The 23,529-nt window shown below is 65.6% G+C and carries 23 protein-coding genes and 1 pseudogene; 16 read left to right on the forward strand and 8 right to left on the reverse strand.

Annotation, left to right across the window (positions count from 1 at the left end):
- The 6 genes and pseudogenes from G3O06_RS25405 to G3O06_RS25430 all read left to right on the forward strand — a co-directional run.
- Nucleotides 1–254 (forward strand): annotated as a pseudogene (locus tag G3O06_RS25405) (acetyl-CoA C-acetyltransferase); the annotation flags it as partial.
- Nucleotides 255–375: 121 nt separating this feature from the next.
- Nucleotides 376–1,116 carry a 3-ketoacyl-ACP reductase gene (locus G3O06_RS25410; protein ID WP_166964704.1) on the forward strand — a complete coding sequence of 247 codons (741 nt, stop codon included), beginning with the start codon at nucleotides 376–378 and terminating at the stop codon, nucleotides 1,114–1,116.
- 119 nt (nucleotides 1,117–1,235) lie between these two features.
- Entirely contained in the window at nucleotides 1,236–1,802 is a 567-nt protein-coding gene (phaR, locus tag G3O06_RS25415; protein ID WP_027784564.1) for a polyhydroxyalkanoate synthesis repressor PhaR, read from the forward strand.
- A 415-nt stretch (nucleotides 1,803–2,217) separates the two neighbouring features.
- A complete protein-coding gene (locus G3O06_RS25420) occupies nucleotides 2,218–3,063 on the forward strand; it encodes a lysozyme inhibitor LprI family protein (protein WP_205817865.1) in 846 nt (281 codons plus the stop codon).
- 215 nt (nucleotides 3,064–3,278) lie between these two features.
- Entirely contained in the window at nucleotides 3,279–4,319 is a 1,041-nt protein-coding gene (locus tag G3O06_RS25425; protein ID WP_205817866.1) for an FAD-binding oxidoreductase, read from the forward strand.
- 160 nt (nucleotides 4,320–4,479) lie between these two features.
- Nucleotides 4,480–5,013, forward strand: coding sequence for a dihydrofolate reductase family protein (locus G3O06_RS25430; protein ID WP_205817867.1), 534 nt, complete (start codon nucleotides 4,480–4,482; stop codon nucleotides 5,011–5,013).
- A gap of 85 nt (nucleotides 5,014–5,098) precedes the next feature.
- On the opposite strand, the gene G3O06_RS25435 is transcribed toward G3O06_RS25430, so the two are convergent.
- Nucleotides 5,099–5,353: a hypothetical protein gene (locus G3O06_RS25435; RefSeq protein WP_174979843.1), complete on the reverse strand. Its 255-nt coding sequence runs from the start codon at nucleotides 5,351–5,353 to the stop codon at nucleotides 5,099–5,101.
- A 226-nt stretch (nucleotides 5,354–5,579) separates the two neighbouring features.
- The gene (locus tag G3O06_RS25440) at nucleotides 5,580–6,521 is read right to left on the reverse strand and encodes a hypothetical protein (protein ID WP_205817868.1); all 942 of its coding nucleotides are present in this window, start codon (nucleotides 6,519–6,521) and stop codon (nucleotides 5,580–5,582) included.
- A gap of 533 nt (nucleotides 6,522–7,054) precedes the next feature.
- On the opposite strand from G3O06_RS25440, the gene rimO reads away from it, so the two are divergent.
- The 5 genes from rimO (at nucleotide 7,055) to G3O06_RS25465 (ending at nucleotide 12,462) form a co-directional block, all read left to right on the forward strand.
- Entirely contained in the window at nucleotides 7,055–8,416 is a 1,362-nt protein-coding gene (rimO, locus tag G3O06_RS25445; RefSeq protein ID WP_027787268.1) for a 30S ribosomal protein S12 methylthiotransferase RimO, read from the forward strand.
- A 3-nt stretch (nucleotides 8,417–8,419) separates the two neighbouring features.
- The gene (locus tag G3O06_RS25450) at nucleotides 8,420–9,346 is read left to right on the forward strand and encodes a sugar kinase (protein ID WP_174916969.1); all 927 of its coding nucleotides are present in this window, start codon (nucleotides 8,420–8,422) and stop codon (nucleotides 9,344–9,346) included.
- Nucleotides 9,347–9,415: 69 nt separating this feature from the next.
- Nucleotides 9,416–10,606: a beta-ketothiolase BktB gene (gene bktB, locus G3O06_RS25455; RefSeq protein WP_205817869.1), complete on the forward strand. Its 1,191-nt coding sequence runs from the start codon at nucleotides 9,416–9,418 to the stop codon at nucleotides 10,604–10,606.
- A gap of 18 nt (nucleotides 10,607–10,624) precedes the next feature.
- A complete protein-coding gene (locus G3O06_RS25460) occupies nucleotides 10,625–11,167 on the forward strand; it encodes a hypothetical protein (protein ID WP_205817870.1) in 543 nt (180 codons plus the stop codon).
- Between the two features lie 113 nt (nucleotides 11,168–11,280).
- On the forward strand, nucleotides 11,281–12,462 hold the full coding sequence (locus G3O06_RS25465; RefSeq protein ID WP_174973033.1) for a cystathionine beta-lyase: 1,182 nt from the start codon (nucleotides 11,281–11,283) through the stop codon (nucleotides 12,460–12,462).
- A 90-nt stretch (nucleotides 12,463–12,552) separates the two neighbouring features.
- Here G3O06_RS25465 and serB read toward each other — a convergent pair whose 3' ends face one another.
- Both serB and G3O06_RS25475 read right to left on the reverse strand, forming a co-directional pair.
- The gene (gene serB, locus G3O06_RS25470) at nucleotides 12,553–13,398 is read right to left on the reverse strand and encodes a phosphoserine phosphatase SerB (RefSeq protein WP_205817871.1); all 846 of its coding nucleotides are present in this window, start codon (nucleotides 13,396–13,398) and stop codon (nucleotides 12,553–12,555) included.
- 205 nt (nucleotides 13,399–13,603) lie between these two features.
- A complete protein-coding gene (locus G3O06_RS25475; RefSeq protein WP_205817872.1) occupies nucleotides 13,604–14,542 on the reverse strand; it encodes a LysR family transcriptional regulator in 939 nt (312 codons plus the stop codon).
- Nucleotides 14,543–14,664: 122 nt separating this feature from the next.
- On the opposite strand from G3O06_RS25475, the gene G3O06_RS25480 reads away from it, so the two are divergent.
- The 3 genes from G3O06_RS25480 to G3O06_RS25490 all read left to right on the forward strand — a co-directional run bounded on the left by G3O06_RS25480 (nucleotide 14,665) and on the right by G3O06_RS25490 (nucleotide 17,117).
- On the forward strand, nucleotides 14,665–15,681 hold the full coding sequence (locus G3O06_RS25480; RefSeq protein ID WP_205817873.1) for a zinc-binding alcohol dehydrogenase family protein: 1,017 nt from the start codon (nucleotides 14,665–14,667) through the stop codon (nucleotides 15,679–15,681).
- Between the two features lie 159 nt (nucleotides 15,682–15,840).
- Nucleotides 15,841–16,392: a DUF6013 family protein gene (locus tag G3O06_RS25485; protein WP_174916963.1), complete on the forward strand. Its 552-nt coding sequence runs from the start codon at nucleotides 15,841–15,843 to the stop codon at nucleotides 16,390–16,392.
- A gap of 251 nt (nucleotides 16,393–16,643) precedes the next feature.
- Entirely contained in the window at nucleotides 16,644–17,117 is a 474-nt protein-coding gene (locus G3O06_RS25490) for a PliI family lysozyme inhibitor of I-type lysozyme (protein ID WP_205817874.1), read from the forward strand.
- A 41-nt stretch (nucleotides 17,118–17,158) separates the two neighbouring features.
- On the opposite strand, the gene fetB is transcribed toward G3O06_RS25490, so the two are convergent.
- Together fetB and G3O06_RS25500 are read right to left on the reverse strand one after the other, a co-directional pair.
- A complete protein-coding gene (gene fetB / locus G3O06_RS25495) occupies nucleotides 17,159–17,962 on the reverse strand; it encodes an iron export ABC transporter permease subunit FetB (protein ID WP_174916961.1) in 804 nt (267 codons plus the stop codon).
- The gene (locus tag G3O06_RS25500) at nucleotides 17,959–18,660 is read right to left on the reverse strand and encodes an ATP-binding cassette domain-containing protein (RefSeq protein WP_205817875.1); all 702 of its coding nucleotides are present in this window, start codon (nucleotides 18,658–18,660) and stop codon (nucleotides 17,959–17,961) included. Before G3O06_RS25500 ends, fetB begins: the two co-directional genes overlap by 4 nt.
- A 152-nt stretch (nucleotides 18,661–18,812) precedes the next feature.
- On the opposite strand from G3O06_RS25500, the gene G3O06_RS25505 reads away from it, so the two are divergent.
- On the forward strand, nucleotides 18,813–21,110 hold the full coding sequence (locus tag G3O06_RS25505) for an AsmA family protein (RefSeq protein WP_205817876.1): 2,298 nt from the start codon (nucleotides 18,813–18,815) through the stop codon (nucleotides 21,108–21,110).
- Between the two features lie 6 nt (nucleotides 21,111–21,116).
- On the opposite strand, the gene G3O06_RS25510 is transcribed toward G3O06_RS25505, so the two are convergent.
- Nucleotides 21,117–21,569, reverse strand: coding sequence for a lipocalin-like domain-containing protein (locus tag G3O06_RS25510; RefSeq protein WP_205817877.1), 453 nt, complete (start codon nucleotides 21,567–21,569; stop codon nucleotides 21,117–21,119).
- Nucleotides 21,570–21,739: 170 nt separating this feature from the next.
- Between G3O06_RS25510 and G3O06_RS25515 the strand changes: the two genes are divergently transcribed.
- Nucleotides 21,740–23,332: an ABC-F family ATPase gene (locus G3O06_RS25515; RefSeq protein WP_174916957.1), complete on the forward strand. Its 1,593-nt coding sequence runs from the start codon at nucleotides 21,740–21,742 to the stop codon at nucleotides 23,330–23,332.
- Nucleotides 23,333–23,350: 18 nt separating this feature from the next.
- Here the strand turns inward: G3O06_RS25515 and G3O06_RS25520 are convergent, their stop codons facing one another.
- Nucleotides 23,351–23,488 carry a hypothetical protein gene (locus G3O06_RS25520; RefSeq protein WP_205817878.1) on the reverse strand — a complete coding sequence of 46 codons (138 nt, stop codon included), beginning with the start codon at nucleotides 23,486–23,488 and terminating at the stop codon, nucleotides 23,351–23,353.
- Nucleotides 23,489–23,529: the final 41 nt, after the last annotated feature.

Consider the following 23,529-nt stretch of genomic DNA (forward strand, 5'->3'; position numbering starts at 1 on the left):
ACCTGGACCTGATGGAAATCAACGAGGCGTTCGCGGCGCAGGCGCTGGCGGTGCACAAGCAGATGGGCTGGGACACGTCGAAGGTGAACGTGAACGGCGGGGCGATCGCGATCGGCCACCCGATCGGCGCGTCGGGCTGCCGGATCCTGGTGACGCTGCTGCACGAGATGGCCAAGCGCGATGCGAAGCGCGGGCTGGCGTCGCTGTGCATCGGCGGCGGGATGGGCGTCGCGCTCGCGGTCGAGCGTCCGTAACCGGCCGTCGGTCACCGGCGAACCGAATCCGGGCGCCGGCCGATTGCGGTTTCGGCCGGCGCCACGTGAAGTCAGAGGGGCCTCAGGCAGCTCTCGAAACCAAGAAAATGGAGTGAGATTCATGTCTCAGCGAATTGCGTATGTAACGGGCGGGATGGGCGGCATTGGCACCAGCATCTGCCAGCGCCTGTTGAAAGACGGTTTCAAGGTGGTCGCGGGTTGCGGCCCGAACTCGCCGCGCCGCGTGAAATGGATCGAGGACCAGAAGGCACTCGGGTACGATTTCATCGCGTCGGAAGGCAACGTCGGCGACTGGGACTCGACCAAGGAAGCATTCGACAAGGTCAAGGCTGAAGTCGGCGAGATCGACGTGCTGGTCAACAATGCGGGCATCACGCGCGACGTCGTGTTCCGCAAGATGACGCACGAAGACTGGACGGCCGTGATCGACACCAACCTGACGAGCCTGTTCAACGTGACGAAGCAGGTGATCGACGGGATGGTCGAACGCGGCTGGGGCCGGATCATCAACATTTCGTCGGTGAACGGCCAGAAGGGGCAGTTCGGCCAGACCAACTACTCGACCGCGAAGGCCGGCATCCACGGCTTCACGATGTCGCTCGCACAGGAAGTCGCGACGAAGGGCGTGACGGTCAACACCGTGTCGCCGGGCTACATCGGCACCGACATGGTGAAGGCGATTCGCCCGGACGTGCTCGAGAAGATCGTCGCGACGATCCCGGTGCGGCGTCTCGGCGGGCCGGAGGAAATCGGTTCGATCGTCGCGTGGCTCGCGTCGAACGATTCCGGTTTCGCGACGGGCGCCGACTTCTCGCTGAACGGCGGCCTGCACATGGGCTGAGCGTCCGCGCTGCGCGGGCCGGGTGGCCGCGCAGCCGGGCGTTTTCCGAAGGCCCCCGCCTCCCGGATTCGGGCGGCGGGGATTCGTCACTTCCGCTACGCTGCACTCAAAGGCGTTACATGACTACTACAAAGAAGACGGCCGAACGGCTCATCAAGAAGTACCCGAACCGTCGGCTCTACGATACCGAGACAAGCACGTACATTACGCTGACCGACGTGAAGCAGCTCGTGCTCGAGCAGGAGGACTTCAAGGTCGTCGATGCGAAATCCAACGAAGACCTGACGCGCAGCATCCTCCTGCAGATCATCCTCGAAGAGGAAAGCGGCGGCGTGCCGATGTTCTCGTCGTCGATGCTGTCGCAGATCATCCGTTTCTACGGGCATGCGATGCAGGGCATGATGGGCACGTACCTGGAAAAAAACATCCAGGCGTTCATCGACATCCAGAACAAGCTCACGGATCAGTCGAAGAACCTGTACGAAGGCAATGCGATGAATCCGGAAGTCTGGTCGCAGTTCATGAACATGCAGGCGCCGATGATGCAAGGGATGATGACCAGCTACATCGAGCAGTCGAAGAACATGTTCGTGCAGATGCAGGAACAGATGCAGAACCAGGCGAAGTCGATGTTCAGCACATTCCCGTTCAAGCAGCCGGGCGCGTCGGAGCCGGAAAAGAAGTAACGGTTTCGCGGCAGGCCGACCGCGGCGGGCAACCCGTCGGGCGTCGGTGCCGCGAAGCAGCGCGGTGCGGGTCGGCCGATCGTGCGTTCGGGCGCGACGATGTGCGGCCGCCGCCTGCCGGACCCTCTCGCCGACGGTCGTTCATGACCGTCGGTACCGCATGCACGCGCCGGGTTCGGGCGGGCACGACCGTTGTCCAGTCGATCGAGATCCAGTCACCTGCGAAGGAACACCGGGGCGCACCACGCCCGATGGTGTGCGTTCGTGCAGGCGCGCGTACCATAACGGCGCTGCTCGGTGACGCGTGGAAGCCGCCTTCGGCGAAATGCGATCACAGCGCCCGGGCATGACAGGCCGTGACGGGCGATGCCGTATCGATGCAGTGCGGCCAAGAAAAAACCGACTGAGAGAGAGCATGCGTGGGATTCGAACGGCATGGGCCGGCAGGCTGGCTGGTCTTGCTTCGATGTTCATGATGGGCATTGGCGTGGCGATACCTGCCTTCGCGATCGATTGCGCCAAAGCCGTGCAGCCGATCGAGAAGCGCATCTGCGCGAGCTCCGTACTTCGCGCGGCCGACGCGCGCATGAATTCGGCGTACGTGGGTGCGCTGAAGGCCGCGCCGGACACGGCTATCCGCGACATGCTGGTGCGCAGCCAGCGCCGCTGGGTCGACGCGCGCAACAACCGTCTCGACGCCGATTACGAAGGCCGCCCGCTTGCCGTCGACGAAGTGCGCAAGGCAATCGATCGGCGCACCGCCGTGCTGGCCGATCAATCGAACAAAGGGTTGATCGCGCGTGCGCAGGCCGAGCGTAAATGGCTCGCGAATTACACGGGCGGCCCGCTCACCGGTTTCGACGCAAACTGCGATTTCATTCCCGACGATGCGAGTGGCGCGCACATTTCCTATGCGTGCTTCGGCGCGGTCCATGTGCAGCATCGTGCGCGGGTCTGCAGCCAGAGCGAGGACTGGGCGACCGGTGCGGTTTATCAGTACCGCTCGGTGAGTGCGGTCGACGGCGGGAAGGTGCGGCCGGTGGCGTTCTGCGAAGCGCAGGCGCATGCGAGTGCGTGCGACACCGGCGGAAGGCAATCGGCGTGGATGCGTGCGGGGGCGTCCGGTGACGATAACCGCGCTTCAGCGCCGGTGACCGGGTTGCCGCAACTCGATGCGGAAATGTGGCCGATCGGCGATGGAGACGATGCTTTGTGGTTCGATCGGTGCCTGAGGGCGCCGGTGTTTCCGGACATGCGGTGAAGTGCCGAGTCTGGTGTTTCAGCAAGGCCCGCCTCGGCGGGCTTTTTTGATTCGTGAGCCGGAACGGCACGTGCAGCGGATGTCGATTGATTGATCGTCTTGATGCCAGGCGCGAGAAGGCGAGACGATGCGCGATGATAGGTGCCCGGCAACCTCACAGCGGCGAAGAGGGGCGGACGGTATAGTCGGAATCCCGCAACTTCCGGACGTTACTCATGGGAAACAACCCGCTGCGCGTCGTCGTGGTCGGCGGTGGCATCGTCGGGGCATCCATCGCATGGCACCTTGCGCGATCGGGCGCACAGGTCACGCTGCTGGAACGGCACACGGCGCCTGCCGGCGGCGCGACTCATTGGTCGTTCGGCTGGGTGGGTACCGGCAGCGCGCTTCCTTCCGAAAACCCGTCCAGGTTCTCCCGCACGCTCGAAGCACTTCCGGAGTTCGCGAGGCTCGAGCGTGAGCTGGGCCCACTGCCGGTGACGACGCGCGGGGCACTTGTCTGGCTGGACTCAGATGCGCAGACCGCTGCCCTGATCGACGAGCAGCGTGCGGCGGGCGTGCAAATGGACGCGTTGGGGCGTCGAGAGGTGGCCCGGATGGAGCCGCGTCTTGCTCGGCTTCCCGAGTTGATCGCGTGGGCACCGGATGATTTCGTGGTCGAGCCGATCGACCTGACGCATCAGTTGCTGGCCGGTGCACAAGCCGCCGGCGCACAGGTTCGGTGCGGTTGCGCAGTCGAAGCGGTCGAAATGCGCAATGGGCATGCTGTCGGCGTACATACCTCGCACGGGCAGGTGCCGGCGGATGTCGTCGTCCTGGCGAACGCTGCTTCCGCGGTTGCCATCGCCGCGGGACTGGGCGTGTCGTTGCCTGTTCGCGAGGAGCCGGCTGTCTTGATGCGGTTCTCGGCCGAGCCGGGTCTCGTCAGCCACTTGCTCTACGGGCGGGACCTGGAGGTTCGTGTCGGCCCGTCGGGCAGCCTGCTGTCGGCCGCGGATCCACCGGAAGAGGGGCACAGCGGGCTTGCCGATCTCGCTGCCCGTACGGCATCGGATATTTCAGCGCTGTTTGCCGATCGGCCGACCCTCACGCCGCTCTCCGCGAAATCGGCGCTTCGGCCGATGACGAACGACGGGGCGCCGATCAACGGATTTTTGCCGGGCGTTGCCGGGGTTTATGCCGTCGTCGCGCATCCCGGCGTGATCCTGGCGCCCCGGCTTGGGCGGCTGGCCGCGAGCGCGATCATGAGTGCGTAATTCGACACTGGAGAGCGGGGCGGCGATCGACCGGATGGCGGGCGACACCGCACGCGAGCGAATGCCACAACCGTAAACGGGGACGTCCTGCCAACGTCGCGGCAGAGCACGTCGATCGTGGCTATACTCGTCGTCCTTACATTTATGAAAGGATTCCCGTATGCGCCCTCGAGTCAGCGTGTTTCTCGCCCTCAGTCTCGATGGATTCATCGCCGGTGAGAACGGTGATTTGTCATGGCTGGAGGCGTTTTCGTCGGACTCGCCGGATGAAACCGGCTATACGTTGATGATGAACGACATCGACGTGATCGTGATGGGCCGCAACACGTACGACACGGTGATTGCATTTGACCCGTGGCCCTATGCCGGCAAGCGGATGGTGGTCATGACCCGTCGGGAACTGGCTTCGCGCCACGGCGAAGAACCATTCGACGGGGCGCTCACGACGCTGCTCGGCCAGTTGGCGGAGCAAGGCCATCGTCACGTCTATCTGGACGGCGGCATGACGGTGCGGGAAGGCATCGCGGCCGGCGTCGTCGACAGCATCACGCTCAGCTGGGTGCCGATCGTGCTCGGGAAGGGGATTCCGCTGTTCAGCAATGACCTGCCGCAAACGCTGCTGCGGCTCGACGATACGAAGCGGTTGCCGAGCGGGTTGATGCAGGCCCGGTATGTGCCGGCCAGACAGGATTGACGCGGGTTGTGATGCTGACGCAACGCCGGGGCAGGCGCTGCATGGTCATCGGTTCAGACTGGCGTAACGCGACTCTCGTCGTCCGTCAGTGCGCCTGATCGAAATCCTGCTCGCCGTCCGGCGGAGGAAGGTCGAGCACGAGTTTGACGGCGCTGTAGTTGGCCTTGAGCGAAAACACGCGGCCGATCACGAAAAACGTCTGGCGAGAATTCTCGAGTTCGACGAAGTCGCCCGGTTGCGGCACGTGCGCGCCCTGGTCATACGAAAAGCTGGTGCTGGTCTGCTCGCCGATGGCTTCTGCCGCGTGTTCAGTGAATTCGATCGTGATGTGAGTGGTCATGCGAACCCCGTAGTAGGTGGATTGAAGTGGTCAACGGGTTCGATTTTCTCACCAGATTGCGGCGGCAGATGACATTCGAGGCGGGTTGTCGATCATGTCCTTCGGGCCGGCCGACAGCGGACTGCAGCTATCGGCCGGGCGCGTGCCTGATCCGCGATGCAGGCGCGCTTACGGCCCGTTGAACCATCCGGGACCTTGCAAACACCCTGGCATGCGCCCGATTGCGTCAATTTGTTGCCGTCGATGCCTCGGGAACGGTTTGTACCGGCCCCCAACTGCCCCCGTCGAACGTTGCATAATGAATGCTCGAGTTGTTGGCATCCTTGTAGGCCACGTACAGCTCGTCTTTGAAAACCGCCAGGGTGACTGGTTCGCTGGTGATGGCGCCGGAAATGCCGGCGTCCGATCCCCAGCTGGCCCCATCGAACGAATTGAAATAAACCTGATTGTCGGCGCCGCCGCCTTTATGCGCCATATATAATTTTCCCTTGAATGGCGCTAATGCTACCGCTTGAGTGGTCCAGTCCCAGTCGTTGATTTTCTTGGGGCTGTCCCAAGTATTTTCGTTGAGATTGTAGCGAGTGTAATAAATGCTGTTGTTGTCGACGCCTTTGAATGCAAGGTACATCTTGTCGTTGAAAACCGCCAGGGCCACCGGCAGCGTGGTCTCGGCGCCGGCGACACCGACATATCCGCCCGAATGCCAGTTTGATCCGTCGAACGAGTAGAAGTGAATGCGGGTGTCGTTCGAGCCTTTATGCGCCATGTACAACTTCCGGTTGTATGTCTGCAATGCGACCGGCTGGAGTGTGCTGTCACCGGGGACGGTGTGTTCCCGAGCCGGCCATTGCGTGCCATCGAACGATGCATAGTAGACGTGGTTGTTGTCGAGGCCACCCTTGTGCGCCATGTACAGCTTGCTGTCGAATGCTGCCAGCGTAACTGCCTGGGTGGTCCAGAACGCGCCGTTCTTGACGATCGTATCCCGTGACCAGCTTTTTCCGTCGTACCATGTGAAGTGAATGTTGTTGTCGCTGCCGGCGCCTTTGTGTGCCAAATACAGCGTGTCGTTGAGTACCGCCAGGGAGGGCCAATTCAGTACCTGAGCGACGCCTGAAGAAATGGCGTGATTAATGCGCTCATCAATAAATTGAGTATGATCATTCATGATATTTCTCGATTTAATGTTTATAAGATAAGATTGGTCGATTTTTAAAGGTCGGCGATACTCGGGCTCTCAGCGTGAAATTTGAGAATTCACGTGCAATAAACTTAGTCTTGCTCGTGCTGGATATCCATTACACTCGATTACGCGTTTGCGCCGTCTGGATGTGGCACGATTCAATTGATTTGCAGACGTTGATCCCTTCGGTGCACCAAGCGAAAGACATAACGAAGACGGCGCCGAAGCGCCGTTGTTCTCATGCAGAGGCGGGTTTCGACAACATTTGAATATGCTCGCCGCCGATCGGTGCGCAGGAGGTCGCCAAGCGCCTCTTGCTCGAGGCACCGCTGACGACAGGCCAACAAGGTTCTGATCCCAATGAGAAACGGACGGATCCGCCCCGTCCACAGAATCCGCCGCCGATCGGGTGCCTGTCCGATCAGGCATGCCACGGCCGCTTTCCCCCGCTCATTTTGGCTCGCCGCCCCTAAATCGCTGTAAACTCACGCTTTTGCTGCCACGCCCCCACATTCCAGATGTCCCAATCCCCCAAAGTAGGGTTCGTATCCCTCGGGTGCCCGAAAGCGCTCGTCGACTCCGAACAGATCATCACGCAACTGCGCGCCGAAGGTTATGAAATCTCCGGCACGTACGACGGCGCCGACCTCGTCGTCGTGAACACCTGCGGCTTCATCGACGAAGCCGTGCAGGAAAGCCTCGACGCGATCGGCGAAGCGCTGACCGAGAACGGCAAGGTGATCGTCACCGGCTGTCTCGGCGCCAAGTCGAGCGCCAGCGGCTCGAACCTGATCGAGGAAGTCCACCCGAAGGTGCTCGCCGTCACCGGCCCGCACGCAGTGGGCGAAGTGATGCAGGCCGTGCATTCGCACCTGCCGAAGCCGCACGACCCGTTCACCGATCTCGTGCCCGCGGCCGGCATCAAGCTCACGCCGCGCCACTACGCGTACCTGAAGATTTCCGAAGGCTGCAACCACCGCTGCACGTTCTGCATCATCCCGTCGATGCGCGGCGACCTCGTGTCGCGCCCGGTCGCCGAAGTGATGCTCGAAGCCGAGAACCTGTTCAAGTCGGGCGTGAAGGAACTGCTCGTGATCTCGCAGGACACGAGCGCGTACGGCGTCGACGTGAAGTACCGCACGGGCTTCTGGAACGGCAAGCCGATCAAGACGCGCATGACCGACCTGGTCGCCGCGCTCGGCGAACTCGCCGCGCAGTACGGCGCATGGGTGCGCCTGCACTACGTGTATCCGTATCCGAGCGTCGACGAAGTGATTCCGCTGATGGCCGAAGGCCCGTTCAAGGGCCACGTGCTGCCGTACCTCGACGTGCCGTTCCAGCACGCGCACCCGGAAGTGCTGAAGCGCATGAAGCGTCCGGCGAACGCCGAGAAGGTGCTCGAGCGCGTGCAGAAGTGGCGCGAGATCTGCCCGGACCTGACGATCCGCAGCACGTTCATCGCGGGCTTTCCCGGCGAGACGGAAGAGCAGTTCGAAACGCTGCTCGACTTCATCCGCGAGGCGGAACTCGATCGCGTCGGCTGCTTCGCGTATTCGCCGGTCGAAGGCGCAACCGCGAACGAACTCGACGGCGCGCTGCCGGATGAAGTTCGCGAGGAACGCCGTGCGCGCTTCATGGAAGTTGCCGAGGAAGTGTCGGCGAACCGCATCCAGCGCAAGGTCGGCAAGACCCTCAAGGTGCTGATCGACGAAGTCAGCGAGGAAGGCGGCATCGGCCGTACGGCCGCGGATGCGCCGGAGATCGACGGCGTCGTCTATGTCGAGCCGGCGGCGAAGGCATCGAAGCGCTACAAGGTCGGCGATTTCGTGTCCGTGAAGATCACGGGCGCCGACGGCCACGATCTGTGGGGCGAGGTGTAAGCGATGACCGCCGCATTTCCGGAGATCCTCGCGCTCGGCGAGGCGATGATCGAATTCAACCAGTCGCAGCCGGGCCGGCCTGAATTCCTGCAGGGCTTCGGCGGCGACACGTCGAACTTCTGTATCGCCGCGGCGCGCCAGGGCGCGTCGACGGGCTTCGTGTCGGCGATCGGCGACGATCCGTTCGGCCGGCTGCTGGCCGACATGTGGCGCGCGGAACACGTCGACGCGACGTACGTGCGTGTCGATCGCACGGCGCCGACCGGCGTGTATTTCGTCACGCACGGCGCCGACGGCCACCAGTTCGACTACCTGCGTGCAGGCTCGGCGGCGAGTCGCTATGCAACGGGCGACCTGCCGCTCGACGCGCTGGCTGCTGCGAAGGCCGTGCACCTGTCGGGCATCAGCCTCGCGATCAGCACGGCCGCATGCGATGCCGCGTTCGCGGCGATCGACCACGCGCGCCGCAATGGCGCGAAGGTCAGCTTCGACACGAACCTGCGGCTGAAGCTGTGGCCGCTGGCGCGCGCCCGCGCGGTGATGCGCGAAGCGCTGCGCCAGACGGACATCTGCCTGCCGAGCTGGGACGACGTGACGGCGCTCACGGGCGCGAACGATCGCGACGCGATCGTCGATGCGATGCTCGAACACGGGCCACAGGTCGTCGCGCTGAAGCTCGGCAAGGAAGGCGCGTACGTGGCGACGCCGAACGAGCGGCGCGTCGTGCCGGGCTTCGCGGTCGAGGCCGTCGATGCGACGGGCGCGGGCGACTGCTTCGGCGGCGCCTTCGTCGCGCGGATCGTCGCGGGCGACGATCCGTTTGCGGCGGCGCGTTATGCGAACGCCGCGGCGGCGTTGTCGACGACGGGCTACGGCGCGGTCGCGCCGATCCCGCACCGCGATGCGGTGGAGCGCCTGATGCAAGGCTGATGCGGGATGCGCACGCCGGCCACGGCACCGCACGAACGATTCATTCGATCAGCAGGATGAGGAGACGACATGCAACGTGAAGTGGTGGTGGTGAGCGGCGTGCGTACCGCGATCGGCGATTTCGGCGGCAGCCTGAAGGACATCGCGCCGACCGCGCTCGGTGCGAAGGTCGTGCGCGAAGTGCTGCAGCGTGCGCAGGTGTCGGGCGACGAGGTCGGCCATGTGGTGTTCGGCAACGTCGTGCACACGGAGCCGAAGGACATGTATCTCGCGCGTGTCGCCGCGATCGATGGCGGCGTCGCGCAACATGCGCCGGCGCTCACGGTCAACCGGCTGTGCGGCTCGGGGCTGCAGGCGATCGTGTCGGCCGCGCAGGGCGTGCTGCTCGGCGACGCGGACATCGCGATCGCGGGCGGCGCGGAAAACATGAGCCGCGCGCCGTATTCGATCCCGGCCGCGCGCTTCGGGCAGCGCATGGGCGACATGCGTGCGGTCGACATGATGGTCGGCGCGCTGAACGATCCGTTCCAGACGATTCACATGGGCGTGACAGCCGAGAACGTCGCGGCGAAGTACGGCATTTCACGCGACGCGCAGGATGCGCTCGCGCTCGAATCGCACCGTCGCGCGTCGCATGCAGCAAAGGCCGGCTACTTCAAGGAGCAGATCCTGCCGGTCGAGCTGATCGGCTCGAAGAAGGGCACGCCGGTGGTGTTCGATCACGACGAACACGTGCGCCACGATGCGAGCCTGGAGGATTTCTCGAAGCTGCGACCCGTATTCTTGAAGGAGAACGGCACGGTGACGGCCGGCAATGCGTCGGGCATCAACGATGCCGCTGCTGCCGTGCTGCTGATGGAGCGTGGTGTCGCCGAGAAGCGCGGCGCGCAGCCGCTCGCGCGTCTCGTCGCGTATGCGCATGCGGGTGTCGATCCGGCCTACATGGGGATCGGTCCCGTGCCGGCGACGCAGAAGGTGCTCGCGCGCGCGGGGCTGACGGTCGCCGATCTCGACGTGATCGAGGCAAACGAGGCGTTCGCCGCGCAGGCATGCGCGGTGACGCAGGAACTGGGTCTCGACCCGGCAAAGGTGAATCCGAACGGGTCCGGCATTTCGCTCGGCCACCCGATCGGCGCGACGGGTGCGTTGATCACCGTCAAGGCGCTGTACGAACTGCAGCGTGTCGGCGGCCGATATGCGCTCGTGACGATGTGCATCGGCGGCGGGCAGGGCATCGCCGCGATTTTCGAGCGAATCTGAAGCAAGGAGCAACACAAGGTGGGTCGATATTCGCAATGGCAACGGGCGCTCGTCGTCGCGGGCGCGCTGGCGGCGGGCATGGCGATGCCGGGCGTGGCCGCCGCGCAGGCTGTCGCGCCTGGCGTGCAGCAGGATGAACCGGCAATGGCGCGGCCGCTGAAGCCGAATCCCGAGTTCGCCCGCCTGCCGCGCTATGAAGGCACGCTCGGCGACCGGCCGATCGTCGTGCATCTCGGCCCGAAGACGGACGAGGAAGGCGTGCACGGCGAATACCAGTTCGCCGATACGGGCGAGGTCGTGCTGCTCGCGGGCGATCGCGACGGCGACACGCTCGAAATCGAGGAATCGAACGACGGCACGAACATCACGGGCGTGTGGGTCGGCCGCTTCGACGCGACGGGCGACCTGAAGGCCGACCGGATGAATTCGGACGAGTCGGATCCGCAGCCCGTCGTGCTGCGTCTCGCGCCGGGCAAGCGCGCGGCGCTGCAGGTGCGCGACGGCCGCGTGCAGGAAATCGAGACGGTGAGCGGCGTCGTCAACCTGCGCACCGACGACTGAACCCGCGCTGGCTCGGTGCGCGCGGCGCGCATTGTACCGGGCCAATTGCGCCGATTTTGGCTAATCTAGCGACATATTCCGCAACCGAACGGCCTCGTGCCCGGCTTCCTGTCATGACTGCATCCACTCCCAAGCGCGCGCTGCAAACCCGCATCGTTCAACCCGACGACGTGATCCCGGAAGGCTTCCGTTCGTTCGTGCCGCCGGTCGCGCGTGCGTCGACGGTCGTGTTCCCCGATCTCGCGACGATGCGCGCGCTCGTCTGGCACAACGACAACCAGTGGCGCTACGGGCTGCATGCGACGCCGACGTCGCTCGCGCTCGCGCAGCGGCTCGCCGAGATCGAGGGCGGCACGCATGCGCTGCTGCAGCCGTCGGGCCTCGCGGCCATCATGAACGTCTACTTCGGGATCGTGAAAGCCGGCGACGACGTGCTGATCCCGCACAACGTGTACGGGCCGAACGCCGATTTCGGCAACTGGCTCGCGAAGGATTTCGGCATCACCGCGCGCTTCTACGATCCGCTGATCGGCGCCGGCATCGCCGACCTGATCCAGCCGAACACGCGGCTGATCTGGATCGAGGCGCCCGGCTCGGTGACCATGGAAGTGCCGGACGTGCAGGCGATCGCGGCGGCCGCGAAGGCGCGCGGCATCGTCACCGCGATCGACAACACGTTTTCGGCCGGGCTCGCGTTCAAGCCGTTCGATCACGGCGTCGACATCTCGGTGCAGGCGCTGACCAAGTACCAGTCGGGCGGCAGCGACGTGCTGATGGGCGCGACGATCACCGCGAATGCGGAACTGCACGCGAAGCTGAAGCTCGCGCGGATGCGCTGCGGGGTCGGCGTGTCCGTCGACGATTGTTCGCTCGTGCTGCGCAGCCTGCCGAGCATGCAGGTGCGCTTCGACGCGCACAGCAAGAGCGCGCTCGCGCTCGCGCAATGGCTGAAGGCGCGGCCGGAGATCGCATCGGTGCTGCACCCGCAGATTGCCGATTGCCCGGGGCACGCGTCGTTCATGCGCGATTTCACCGGCGCGGGCGGGTTGTTCTCGGTGGTGTTCGACGAACGCTACAGTGCGGAGCAGATCGACCGCTTCGTCGAGTCGCTCGAGCTGTTCGCGATCGGCTGGAGCTGGGGCGGCGCGTGCAGCCTCGCGATGCCCTACGACGTGGCGTCGATGCGTCCGGACTGGCCGCATCGCGGCACGCTGGTGCGTTTCTATGTCGGCCTGGAAGACGAAGCCGACCTGCGCGCGGATATCGAGCGCGCAATGCAGGCCGCACTCGGCTGATCGCCAGCCGATAACGCTGCTCCGCAGAAAAACAAAACGCCGGCGCGATGCAACATCGCGCCGGCGTTTTTCATTTCGGATTCCGCGGAATCAGAACAGCCGCAGCAGCCCGTCGAGGCCGACGTGATCGAACGCGACCGTCGCCGCATCGCGCACGACGGGCTTCGCGTGGAACGCGACCGACAGCCCGGCTTCTGCCATCATCTTCAGGTCGTTCGACCCGTCACCCATCGCGATCGCACGGCTCGGCTCGAGGCCGAGCGACGCGCAGGTCTCGCGCAGCAGGCGCGCCTTCACGTCGGCGTTGACGATCTCGCCGAGCACCTTGCCGGTCAGCTTGCCGTCGACGATCTCGAGCGTGTTCGCATGCGCGTAGTCGAGGCCGAGGCGCGCCTTCAGCCGCTCGGTGAAGAACGTGAAGCCGCCCGACACGAGCAGCGTCTTCATGCCCGCGGCCTTCACGCCGGCGAGCATCTTCTCGGCGCCCGGTGACAGTTGCAGCCGTTCCTCGTACACGCGTTCGAGCGCGTGCGCGTCGAGCCCGGCCAACAGTGCGACGCGGCGCGTCAGGCTTTCGTTGAAGTCGCGGATCTCGCCGCGCATCGACGCTTCGGTGATCTCGGCGACCTGCGTTTTCAGCCCGCAGAAATCGGCGATCTCGTCGATACATTCGATCGTGATCAGCGTCGAATCCATGTCCATCACGGCGAGCCCGAAATCGCCGAGCGTGAGGCCGGCCTCGACGAACGCGAAGTCGAGCGCGTGCGTGCCGCAGTACGCGTCGATATCGAGGCGCTGCGCCGGGTTCGCGTTGTCGATCCGCAGCGCGTGATCGTCGGTCTGCACGATGCGGGTGCCGCGCGACAGCGCGAGCAGCGGTTTGTGATGGGCGTCCGACAGCGGCGCAAGACTCTGGATGACGAGGTTGTGGGTCATGACGGGATGGTTGGGAGGCGAATGAAAAGCGTGCGCGGCCAATGGGCGGCCGTCTGCGAGCGCGGCCCCTCGGCAGCGGGCCATGGCGTCGCGAACGCGTCATTGTAGCCGGTTGGTATCGGATAGCTATCGGATAGCCGCCAGATCCCCCACGGGTAGCCACCAGGGCAGTGCGTACGGCGGATCCCCGGGCGTATGCCGGCGTTCACCCGTCCGCGCGATCCCAGTACGGCGGATCGCCGAAATGCTCGGCCAGGTACGCGATGAACGCGAGGGTCTTCAGCGGAACGTGCGCGCGGCTCGGGTAGACGGCCCAGATCGCAATGTCTTCCGCGAACGGATAGTCGTCGAGCACCGTGACGAGCGCGCCGCTCGCGAGCAGCGGGCCGACGTCCCAGGTCGACTTGATCGCGATCCCGAAGCCGTCGACGAGCGCTTCGCGGATCGCCTCGCCGTTGCTCGCGACGAGCCGGCCGTCGACCCGCACGGTGAGCGGGCCTTGCGGCGTGGCGAACGACCAGTCGCGCTGGTCGCCGAGGATCACGCACTCGTGCTGCGCGAGGTCGGCCGGATGGCGCGGCGTGCCGTGCTCGGCGAGGTACGCGGGCGAGCAGCACAGCACGCGGCGATTCACGGCGAGCTTGCGCGCGACGAGCGTCGAATCCTTCAGCGTGCCGAGGCGGATTGCGACGTCGTAACCGTCGTCGACGAGATCGACGATCTCGTCCGACAGCCGCAGGTCGAGCGACACGGACGGATAGCGGCGCAGGAACGCGGGAATCACCGGCGCGACATGCTGGCGGCCGAACGACGACGACATCGATACTTTCAGCCGCCCGTACGGCTCGGTGCGGCCGTGGCCGACCGACGCGCGCGCGGCGTCGGCGGCCGACAGCAGCGTGTCGGCGTGGGCCATGAAGACTTCGCCGTCCTGCGTGAGGCTGATGCGGCGCGTGGTGCGGTGCAGCAACCGCGCGCCGAGCTGGCGTTCGAGCTGCGCGATGCGCGCGCTCGCGACCGCGGCCGACACACCGAATTCGCGCCCGGCCGCGGTGACGTTCGCGAGCAGCGCCGCGCGCACGAACAGCGCGACGTCGAGCAGGTCGAGCGGCTTGTCGGGGGCCGGAATCGGATCGGAGGCCATTATTCTGAAATTCCTGAAAATGTTTCAGGAAATATAGCGGTTTTCTCGAATGATCGGGTTGCCTACGATGACGTTCATGGGGCTGCGTCGCGGCCCCCAGGTTTCCCTGAAGGAGTTTCGTGATGAAAGCCGTTGGACTGACCCGTTATTTGCCGATCGACGACCCGCAAGCGCTGCTCGACGTGGAGCTGCCGCAGCCCGTGCCGGGCCCGCGCGACCTGCTCGTGAAGGTCGAGGCGATTTCCGTGAACCCGGTGGACACCAAGGTGCGCGTGCCGAAGCCGAAGGTCGAGGACACACCGCGCGTGCTCGGCTGGGATGCGGCCGGCACGGTGGTCGCGGTCGGCGCCGACGTGACGCTGTTCCGGCCCGGCGACGCAGTGTTCTACGCGGGCAGCATCACGCGGCCCGGGGCGAACAGCGAATTCCATACGGTCGACGAGCGGATCGCCGCGCTGAAGCCGCGCACGCTCGATTTCGCCGCGGCGGCTGCACTGCCGCTCACCGCGCTGACCGCATGGGAGGCGCTGTTCGACCGGCTGCACGTGTCGCCGCAGGGCGCGGACGCCGGCAAGTCGGTGCTGATCATCGGCGGCGCGGGCGGTGTGGGCTCGATCGCGATCCAGCTCGCGAAGGCGCTCGGCAAGCTGCACGTGATCGCGACGGCGTCGCGGCCGGCGTCGGCCGACTGGGTGCGCTCGCTGGGCGCGGACACGGTGGTCGACCATTTCGGCGACCTGCCTGCACAGTTGCGCGAGGCCGGGCATCCGAACGTCGACTACGTGCTGATTTTCAACGATACGGATCGTCATTTTCCTGCCGCTGCGGAAGTAATCCGGCCGCAGGGCGGCATTTGCACGATCGTCGAGAACGACAAGCCGGTGCCGGTCGAGCTGCTGAAGGCCAAGAGTGCCGCGTTTCACTGGGAGTTCATGTTCACGCGCGCGATGTTCGAGACGCCGGACATGATCGAGCAGCACCGGATCCTCGGCGAAGTCGCGCGGCTCGTCGATGGCGGCACGCTGCGCACGACGCTCGGCGAGCAGCTCGGCACGATCAATGCCGCGAACGTGCGGCGTGCGCACCAGATGCTCGAGGCCGGGCGTTCGATCGGCAAGCTCGTGCTGAGCGGCTTCTGAGCGGGCATCGCGCGTAAGGTTGCAGCGCTGCGAACGCAAGCGGGGTAACACCCGATGCGTTTGCGGCGCACTGCATGCCGCTTGGCGGTAGACTGGCAGCGCATCATGCATCGAAAACCGCGCGGCACGCGCGTGCCGCCGCATACCAAGGAGGTCAGCATGAGCCAACGCAGCTTGTCAGTCGCCGCATCGTGGTCGGTCGTGTTCGCGGCGGCGTGCGTCAGCGCGAGCGTATTCGCGGCGCCGCCGGTCAAGGGCAGCCTGAAGGGCGGCGGTACCGGACAGCTCGAATACACCGTCAAGGTCGATTCGAAGACCTTCGGCAATACGCAGGAGACCCGCAAGATCCGCTCGGGCGAGACGGACGACTTCAACTGGAAGTCGGTGCCGCCGAGCGGTGCGGTCGCGATGCCGGACGGTTGCCCGAGCGCCGACAGCCTGCCGCGCGACGAGAACGGCGCGATGGTGCGCCAGACCCAGGTGCGGCTCGCGCCGTCGATCGACGCAAAGGGGATCGCCAACGTGCAGTTGAGCTTCCAGGCGGCCGCGCCGAAGGGCACGCGCAACGTGACGGCCGGCGGCAAGTCGCTGCAATGCCCGGACGTCGTGTCGGTGAGCCAGGTGAAGTGGGTATCGATCTCGACCAACGGCGGTTCGAAGTCCGTCACGATGAGCGACGGCACGAAAGTGACCGTGTCGATCAAGCGCTGAGCGGCGCGCGCGGGCCGGCGCCGGAGCCGGTGTGCGCGCAACGGATTCGACCTGCGGGCCGGCCCGGCGACACGTGACCGTTTCGTGTCGCCGTCACGATGCTCTCCTGCTACCTGCCGCGCGGTACCGTGTTGCTGCAACGGCATGACAGTCGTTTGACGTCCGACAGCGTCGCGTGGCGACCTGCGTGACGTCATGCGAATGTCGCGCTATGCTCGCCCGCATCCTCACCTTCCTGTCACGACATCCCGATGAAATGCCGAATGCGCGCGTTGCTGTATGCCATCGCGTTCGTCGCCGTGCACGCGCACGCGGCGGACGATTGCGGTTTCGCGAAGAAGGTCGAGCTGCCGTCGCGGCAGCAGGTGGCGGTCGTGTCGAGCGGCGCGCTCGAACCGTGCTCGACCGGCAGCTACGCGGTGCGCGTGTATTCGACCGCGCATGCCGCACCCGGCTTCGATACCGACGACTACGTGACGGGCGCGCTGCATGCGCGTGACGGGACGGTCACCGATGCGTTCACTGCCGACCTCGGCGCGCGTGCGCCGCAGGCGCTCGTCGTGACGACGCGCTCGGCCGGCAGCGGCGGCTATGTCGGCGCGCAGGCCTACGTGACGACGCCGCGCGCGGTGCGGCTCGTCGCATCGGTCGACGGGCTCGCGCCGGACGCGGACATCGCGGCCGCGTTGAGGCAATCAATCGGCAAGCGCCGCAGCGCGCGCTGACCGGCAAACCGCGCGAACGCATCGCGCGGTGACGCTGCGTGTCAGTGCGCGCGTTCTTCGAGCCGCGCTGCGAGAAAGCGATGATCGGCGGAGAACAGCCGGCGATAGGTCATCAGCACTGCGCCGACGGTGCCGAGCGCCGAAGCCGCGGCGATCAGGAACATGATCACGATCTGGTAGCGCACGGCCTGCAGCGGCGACTGGCCGGCCAGCACCTGGCCCGTCATCATCCCCGGCAGGCTCACGACGCCGACGACGGCCATCTGGTTCAGCGTCGGCAGCATGCCTGCGCGCACGGCCTGGCGTGCTGCGTCCTGCGCGGCTTCCCAGCGCGTCGCGCCGAGCGCGAGTGCGGTTTCGACACGATCGCGACGCGCCGTGAGTTCTTCCATCATCCGCTCGACACCGAGCGACACGCCCGTGAGCGTATTGCCGAGAATCATCCCGAGGATCGGAATCGCGTATTGCGGCGCGTACCACGGATGGATACGGATCACGACGAACAGGCCGACCGCTGCGACGAACCAGCTGCTGAACCAGATCGATGCGATGCTGTCGATGCGCTGGCCGCGATACGTGCGCTTGCCGCGCCCCGCGCCGGCGAACCCGGCGATCAGCGTCATCAGCGCGGTGAGCGGCAGCACGACGTACCAGTGCGGATGGCCGAACACCCAGCCGAGCACGTAGCCGATCGCGAGCAACTGCACGACGGTGCGCACGGCCGCGAGCGCGAGCTTGCGGCCGAGGCCGAGCGACAGGGCCATCGAGATCGCGCCGTTGACCGCGACGAGCGCAGCGGCGATGCCGACGTCGACGAGGCTCAGGTCCTGCAGTGCGGGGCTCATTGCGTTGCCTCCGTCGGGTTGGCAACGTGCATCACGCCGGCCTGCATCACGAGCCGCATCGTGCCGATTCGTGCGGCCTGGGCCGGATCGTGCGAGATCCACATATAAGCGCGGGCGTCGGGCGCCGCGTCGAACCATGCGCCGACGAGCGCCTCGATCGCACGCGCCGATTCGGGATCGAGCGCGGACGTCGGCTCGTCGAGCAGCAGCACGTCGGGATCGAGCTGCAGCACGCGCAGCAGCGCGGCGATCTGCGCTTCGCCGCCCGACAGGTCGCTCGCGCGCTTGTCGAGAAAGTCGGGGCCGCGGCCGGCCTGCGCGGCGAGCGCTTCGGCGCGCGCGCGATCGAACGCCGCATCGCGATAGATCGCGAGCGAATACGGATAGCGCAACTGCGATTCGACGGTACCGTCCATCTGCGCGGGACGCTGGCGTACATAGGCGACGCTGCGCCGGTAACGCGGGATCGCATTGCGCCGGATCCGTTCGCCGCGCCACAGGATGTGGCCGCCGTCGAGCGGATCGAGCAGCGCAAGCGCGCGCAGCAGCACGCTCTTGCCCGACCCGGACGGCCCGGTGATAGCAATGCGCGATCCCGCTGCGAGGCTGAAATCGGTCGGGGCGAGCAGGGTCTTGCCGCTGCTGGCATCGCGCCGCGTGATGCGCTCTGCATCGATGAGGCCGGTGGGGGCTGTCATGTCACAAATGAAAAAAAGCGTTAATGGCGCCAAAACGTCACCATGGCGTGCGTCATAATACCGATTGAAAAGCCGCGGGTGTCGTGCGCCGTTCGTCCACGCAAGCGGCCCGGCATGGTGCGGCATCATTTCAGAACAACAACGGAACCGCCATGACGCTAACCCGAGCCATCGGCAAATCGGCTGCATGGATCGTCGGTATCGTCGCGGTGCTCATCGCGGCGGCCGGCGTCTTTCTCTTTATCTTCGACTGGAACCGCGCGAAGCCGTGGGTCAACGAGCAGGTCACAGCCGCACTCGGCCGCCCGTTCGCGATCAACGGCGACCTGAAGGTCGGCTGGCGCCGCCCCGACGGCGAAACCGGCTGGCGCGCGTGGGTGCCCTGGCCGAGCTTCACGGCTACGCAGCTCGAGATCGGCAACCCCGACTGGGCAAAGACGCCCAAGTTCGTCACGCTCGATGCCGCGCACTTCGATCTCGCGATCCTGCCGTTGCTCGCGCATGAAATCGTGATTCCGTCGATCGACGTCGTGAATCCGGCCGTCGACCTCGAGCGGCTTGCCGATGGCCGCAACACGTGGACCTTCCAGTTCAAGCAATCGTCGCAACCGTCGCCGTGGAAAGTGCGGCTCGACAGCTTCGGCTTCGCGAAGGGCACCGTCACGTATCGCGACGCGATCACGAAGGCCGACCTGAGCGTCGCGATCGACACGCTCGGGCAGCCGATTCCGCTCGGCGACGTGCTGAAGGAGCAGGAGCAGACGTCGCGCGCGGCATCGGCGCAGCGGGTCGGCAAGCACGGCGCCGCGCAACTGAGCGCGAAGGCCAACGCGGAGGCCGCGTCGAGCGCTTCCGCCGCGCAGGCTGCGAGTGCGGCGTCGGCCACGGGTGCTTCGGCCGCGTCTGCGGTGGTGTCGGCTTCGTCTTCTTTGTCCACCTCGTCGGCATCGGCTGCTGCTGCCGCGTCTGGTGCAAGCGGTGCAAGCAGCGTCGCGGCACCCGCGAAGCCGTCGGGCCCGACCTACGCGTTCGGGCTGAAGGTCGACGGCCGCTACAAGAACGTGCCGATCAGCGGTACCGGCAAGCTGGGCGGCGTGCTCGCGATCCAGGACGCGTCGCGCCCGTTCCCGCTGCAGGCCGACGTGAAGGCCGGCGACACGCGGCTCGCGATCGTCGGCACGCTGACCGATCCGATGCATCTCGCGGCCATCGACCTGCGGCTGTGGCTGCAGGGCACGTCGATGTCGCATCTCTATCAGCTCAGCGGCATCACGCTGCCCGATACGCCGCCTTACGCGACCGAAGGCCGGTTGATCGGTAACTTCAAGCGCAAGGCCAGCACGTTCCGCTACGAGAACTTCAATGGCCGCGTCGGCGGCAGCGATCTCGGCGGCACGCTCGCCTACGAGCAACGCGAGCCGCGGCCGAAGCTGTCGGGCGAGCTCGTGTCGAACCTGCTGCAGTTCTCCGATCTCGCGCCGGTGATCGGCGCGGATACGGCCGCGAGCAAGGCCAAGCGCGGCGACACGACGAAACAGCCGTCGAGCCGCGTGCTGCCGGTCGAGACGTTCCGCACCGACCGCTGGCGCGCACTGGACGCTGACGTCAAGTTCACGGGCCGCAAGCTGGTCAAGAGTTCGGACCTGCCGATCACCAACCTGTACACGCACATCGTGATGACGGACGGCGTGCTGTCGCTCGAGCCGCTGCAGTTCGGCGTCGCGGGCGGCACGCTCGCAACGACCGCGCATCTCGACGGCAGCAGTGCGCCGCTGAAGGGCCGCTTCACGGTGGCCGCGCGGCACCTGAAGCTGAAGCAGCTGTTCCCGGCGCAGAAGGTCATGCAGTCGGCGCTCGGCGAGATCAACGGCGATGCGTCGCTGTCGGCGACCGGCAACTCGCCGGCCGCGCTGGCAGCGACGTCGAACGGCGAAGTGAAGGCACTCGTGACGGACGGTCGCATCAGCCGCCTGCTGATGGAAGCGGCGGGGCTGAACGTCGCGAACGTCGTCTACGAGAAGCTGTTCGGCAACAACGACGTGAAGATCAACTGCGCGGCGATCGACTTCGTCGCGACCAACGGCATTCTCGACCCGAAGGTGTTCGCGCTCGATACGGACGACGCGCTGATCAACGTCGACGGCCCGATCAGCCTGCGCGACGAAACGCTGAACCTGAAGATCCACCCGCACACGAAGGGTTTCCGGATCTTCTCGCTGCGCTCGCCGCTGTATGCGAAGGGCACGTTCAAGAACCCGGACGTCGGCGTCGATGCGGGCGCGCTCGCGCTGCGCGCCGGCGCAATGATCGGCCTCGGGCTGATCAACCCGTTCGCGGCCTTGATTCCGCTGATCGCGCCGAGCAACAACCGCGACGTGCCGTGCTCGGAGCTGTTCGGTCAGATGAATGCGAAGGCAGCGCAGCGGGCGGCGGCGAAGGTCGGCAAGTAACGGGCGTCAGCGGCCCGCGCGCACCCAGAGCAGCAAGACGTCGACCTCCCGGCCGTCGATCCGGACCGGTGCCGCGGGGCCGAGCTGCAGGCGATCGCCGTCGATCACGGCGATCCGCTGCTGGACGTTCCCGACCCAGTTCGGGAACAGGCTGACGTCCATTTCGTGAGTCAGTGTGCCGTCGTCGGCGACCTGAAAGGGGCCCGAATAGGCGATATAGCCGCGCGCGGCCGCCGCGCACTCGTCGTCGGCGCCGTGGTGCGGATCGCCGATCGCGTAGGGCGGCCGGCCGGCGGCCATCAACTGGGCGGACATGTAGCCGTCCCGCGTATAGAGAAGCCAGCCGCGCACGTCGCGACCGAGCGGATAGGCGACCGCGCTGCCGTCGCGCGGGCGGACTTCGTAGGACACGAGGCGCCATGCGCCGACGAGTTGTTCGCGAAGCTGGCTGGCAAGCATGCGGGATTCCGGTAAGGCGGCGGTGGGGCGCGTGCCGTCGTGTTGGCAGGCCGCCGGGCGGCGGGCCAGGGGGCCTGAAACGCGCTGCCGGAACGGCGTGGTCGGCAGTTTCTCCGACACCTGCTAAAATACACGGTTTTCCGTCGATTTATCCTTTAACGGGACCTGCCGTGCTTTCTACTGCCAACATCACGATGCAATTCGGGCCGAAGCCCTTGTTCGAGAACATCTCGGTCAAATTCGGCGAGGGCAACCGCTATGGTCTGATCGGCGCGAACGGCTGCGGGAAGTCGACGTTCATGAAGATCCTCGGCGGCGACCTCGAGTCGAGCGCCGGCAACGTCGCGCTGGAGCCGAACGTGCGTCTCGGCAAGCTGCGCCAGGACCAGTTCGCATACGAAGACGTGCGCGTGCTCGACGTCGTCATGATGGGCCACACCGAAATGTGGGCCGCGATGACCGAGCGTGACGCGATCTACGCGAACCCGGAAGCCACCGACGACGACTACATGCACGCCGCCGAACTCGAAGGCAAGTTCGCCGAATACGGCGGCTACGACGCCGAGGCGCGCGCGGGCGCGCTGCTGCTCGGCATCGGTATCGAAGAGAAATTCCACACCGGCACGATGAGCGACGTCGCGCCGGGCTGGAAACTGCGCGTGCTGCTCGCGCAGGCGCTGTTCTCGAAGCCGGACGTGCTGCTGCTCGACGAACCGACCAACAACCTCGACATCAACTCGATTCGTTGGCTCGAGCACACGCTCAACGAGTACAACTCGACGATGATCATCATTTCGCACGATCGTCACTTCCTGAACGCGGTGTGCACGCACATGGCCGACATGGACTTCGGCACGCTGAAGGTCTGGCCGGGCAACTACGACGACTACATGCTCGCATCGGCACAGGCGCGCGAGCGCCAGGCCGCGGCGAACACGCGGGCGAAGGAGCGCGTCGCCGAACTGCAGGACTTCGTGCGCCGCTTCTCGGCGAACAAGTCGAAGGCCCGTCAGGCGACCAGCCGCGCGAAGCAGATCGACAAGATCAAGATCGAGGAATTCAAGCCGTCGTCGCGCCAGAACCCGTTCATCCGTTTCGAGTTCGAGAAGAAGCTGCACAACGTCGCGGTGGTGGCTGAAGACATCACGAAGAAGTACGAGCGCACGATCTTCCAGAACTTCAACCTGTCGGTGCAGCCGGGCGAGCGGATCGCGATCATCGGCGAGAACGGCGCGGGCAAGACGACGCTGCTGCGTTCGCTGCTCGGCGCACTCGCGCTCGAGCACGGCACGGTGAAGTGGTCCGAGAACGCGAATGTCGGCTACATGCCGCAGGACACGTACGAAGAGTTCCCGAACGACATCACGCTGATGGACTGGATCGACCAGTACCGCAAGGACGGCGACGACGAAACGATGGTGCGCGGCACGCTGGGCCGCCTGCTGTTCTCGTCGGACGACATCAAGAAGTCGGTGAAGGTGCTGTCGGGCGGCGAGAAGGGCCGCATGATCTGGGGCAAGCTGATGCTCGGCCGCCACAACGTGCTGCTGATGGACGAGCCGACCAACCACATGGACATGGAGTCGATCGAGTCGCTGCAGATCGCGCTCGAGCAGTTCGAAGGCACGCTGATTTTCGTGTCGCACGACCGTGAGTTCGTGAGCGGGCTGGCGAACCGGATTATTGAAGTGAAGACGGACGGCAACCTGTTCGACTTCGGTGGCAATTACGAGGAGTTCCTGACGAGTCAGGGGCAGGAGTAATTGTCCTGACGCTTCCGTTCATGTGTTGCGGCCAGACAGTACGAAGCCGGGGTGCATAGAGCAAAGCCGCCAGAAGCGCATCGGGCCCGCATCGACAGTATTGTCGATGCGGGCTTTTTCATTTCCACGCAGGCAAAGTGCAGCAGCGTCGCGCATTCCGGTTTCCTTCGGTCCATCGACTTCGGGTAAATTACGCT

The organism is Burkholderia sp. Ac-20345 (genome assembly GCF_017104825.1).
Taxonomy (GTDB): Bacteria; Pseudomonadota; Gammaproteobacteria; order Burkholderiales; family Burkholderiaceae; genus Burkholderia; species Burkholderia lata_B.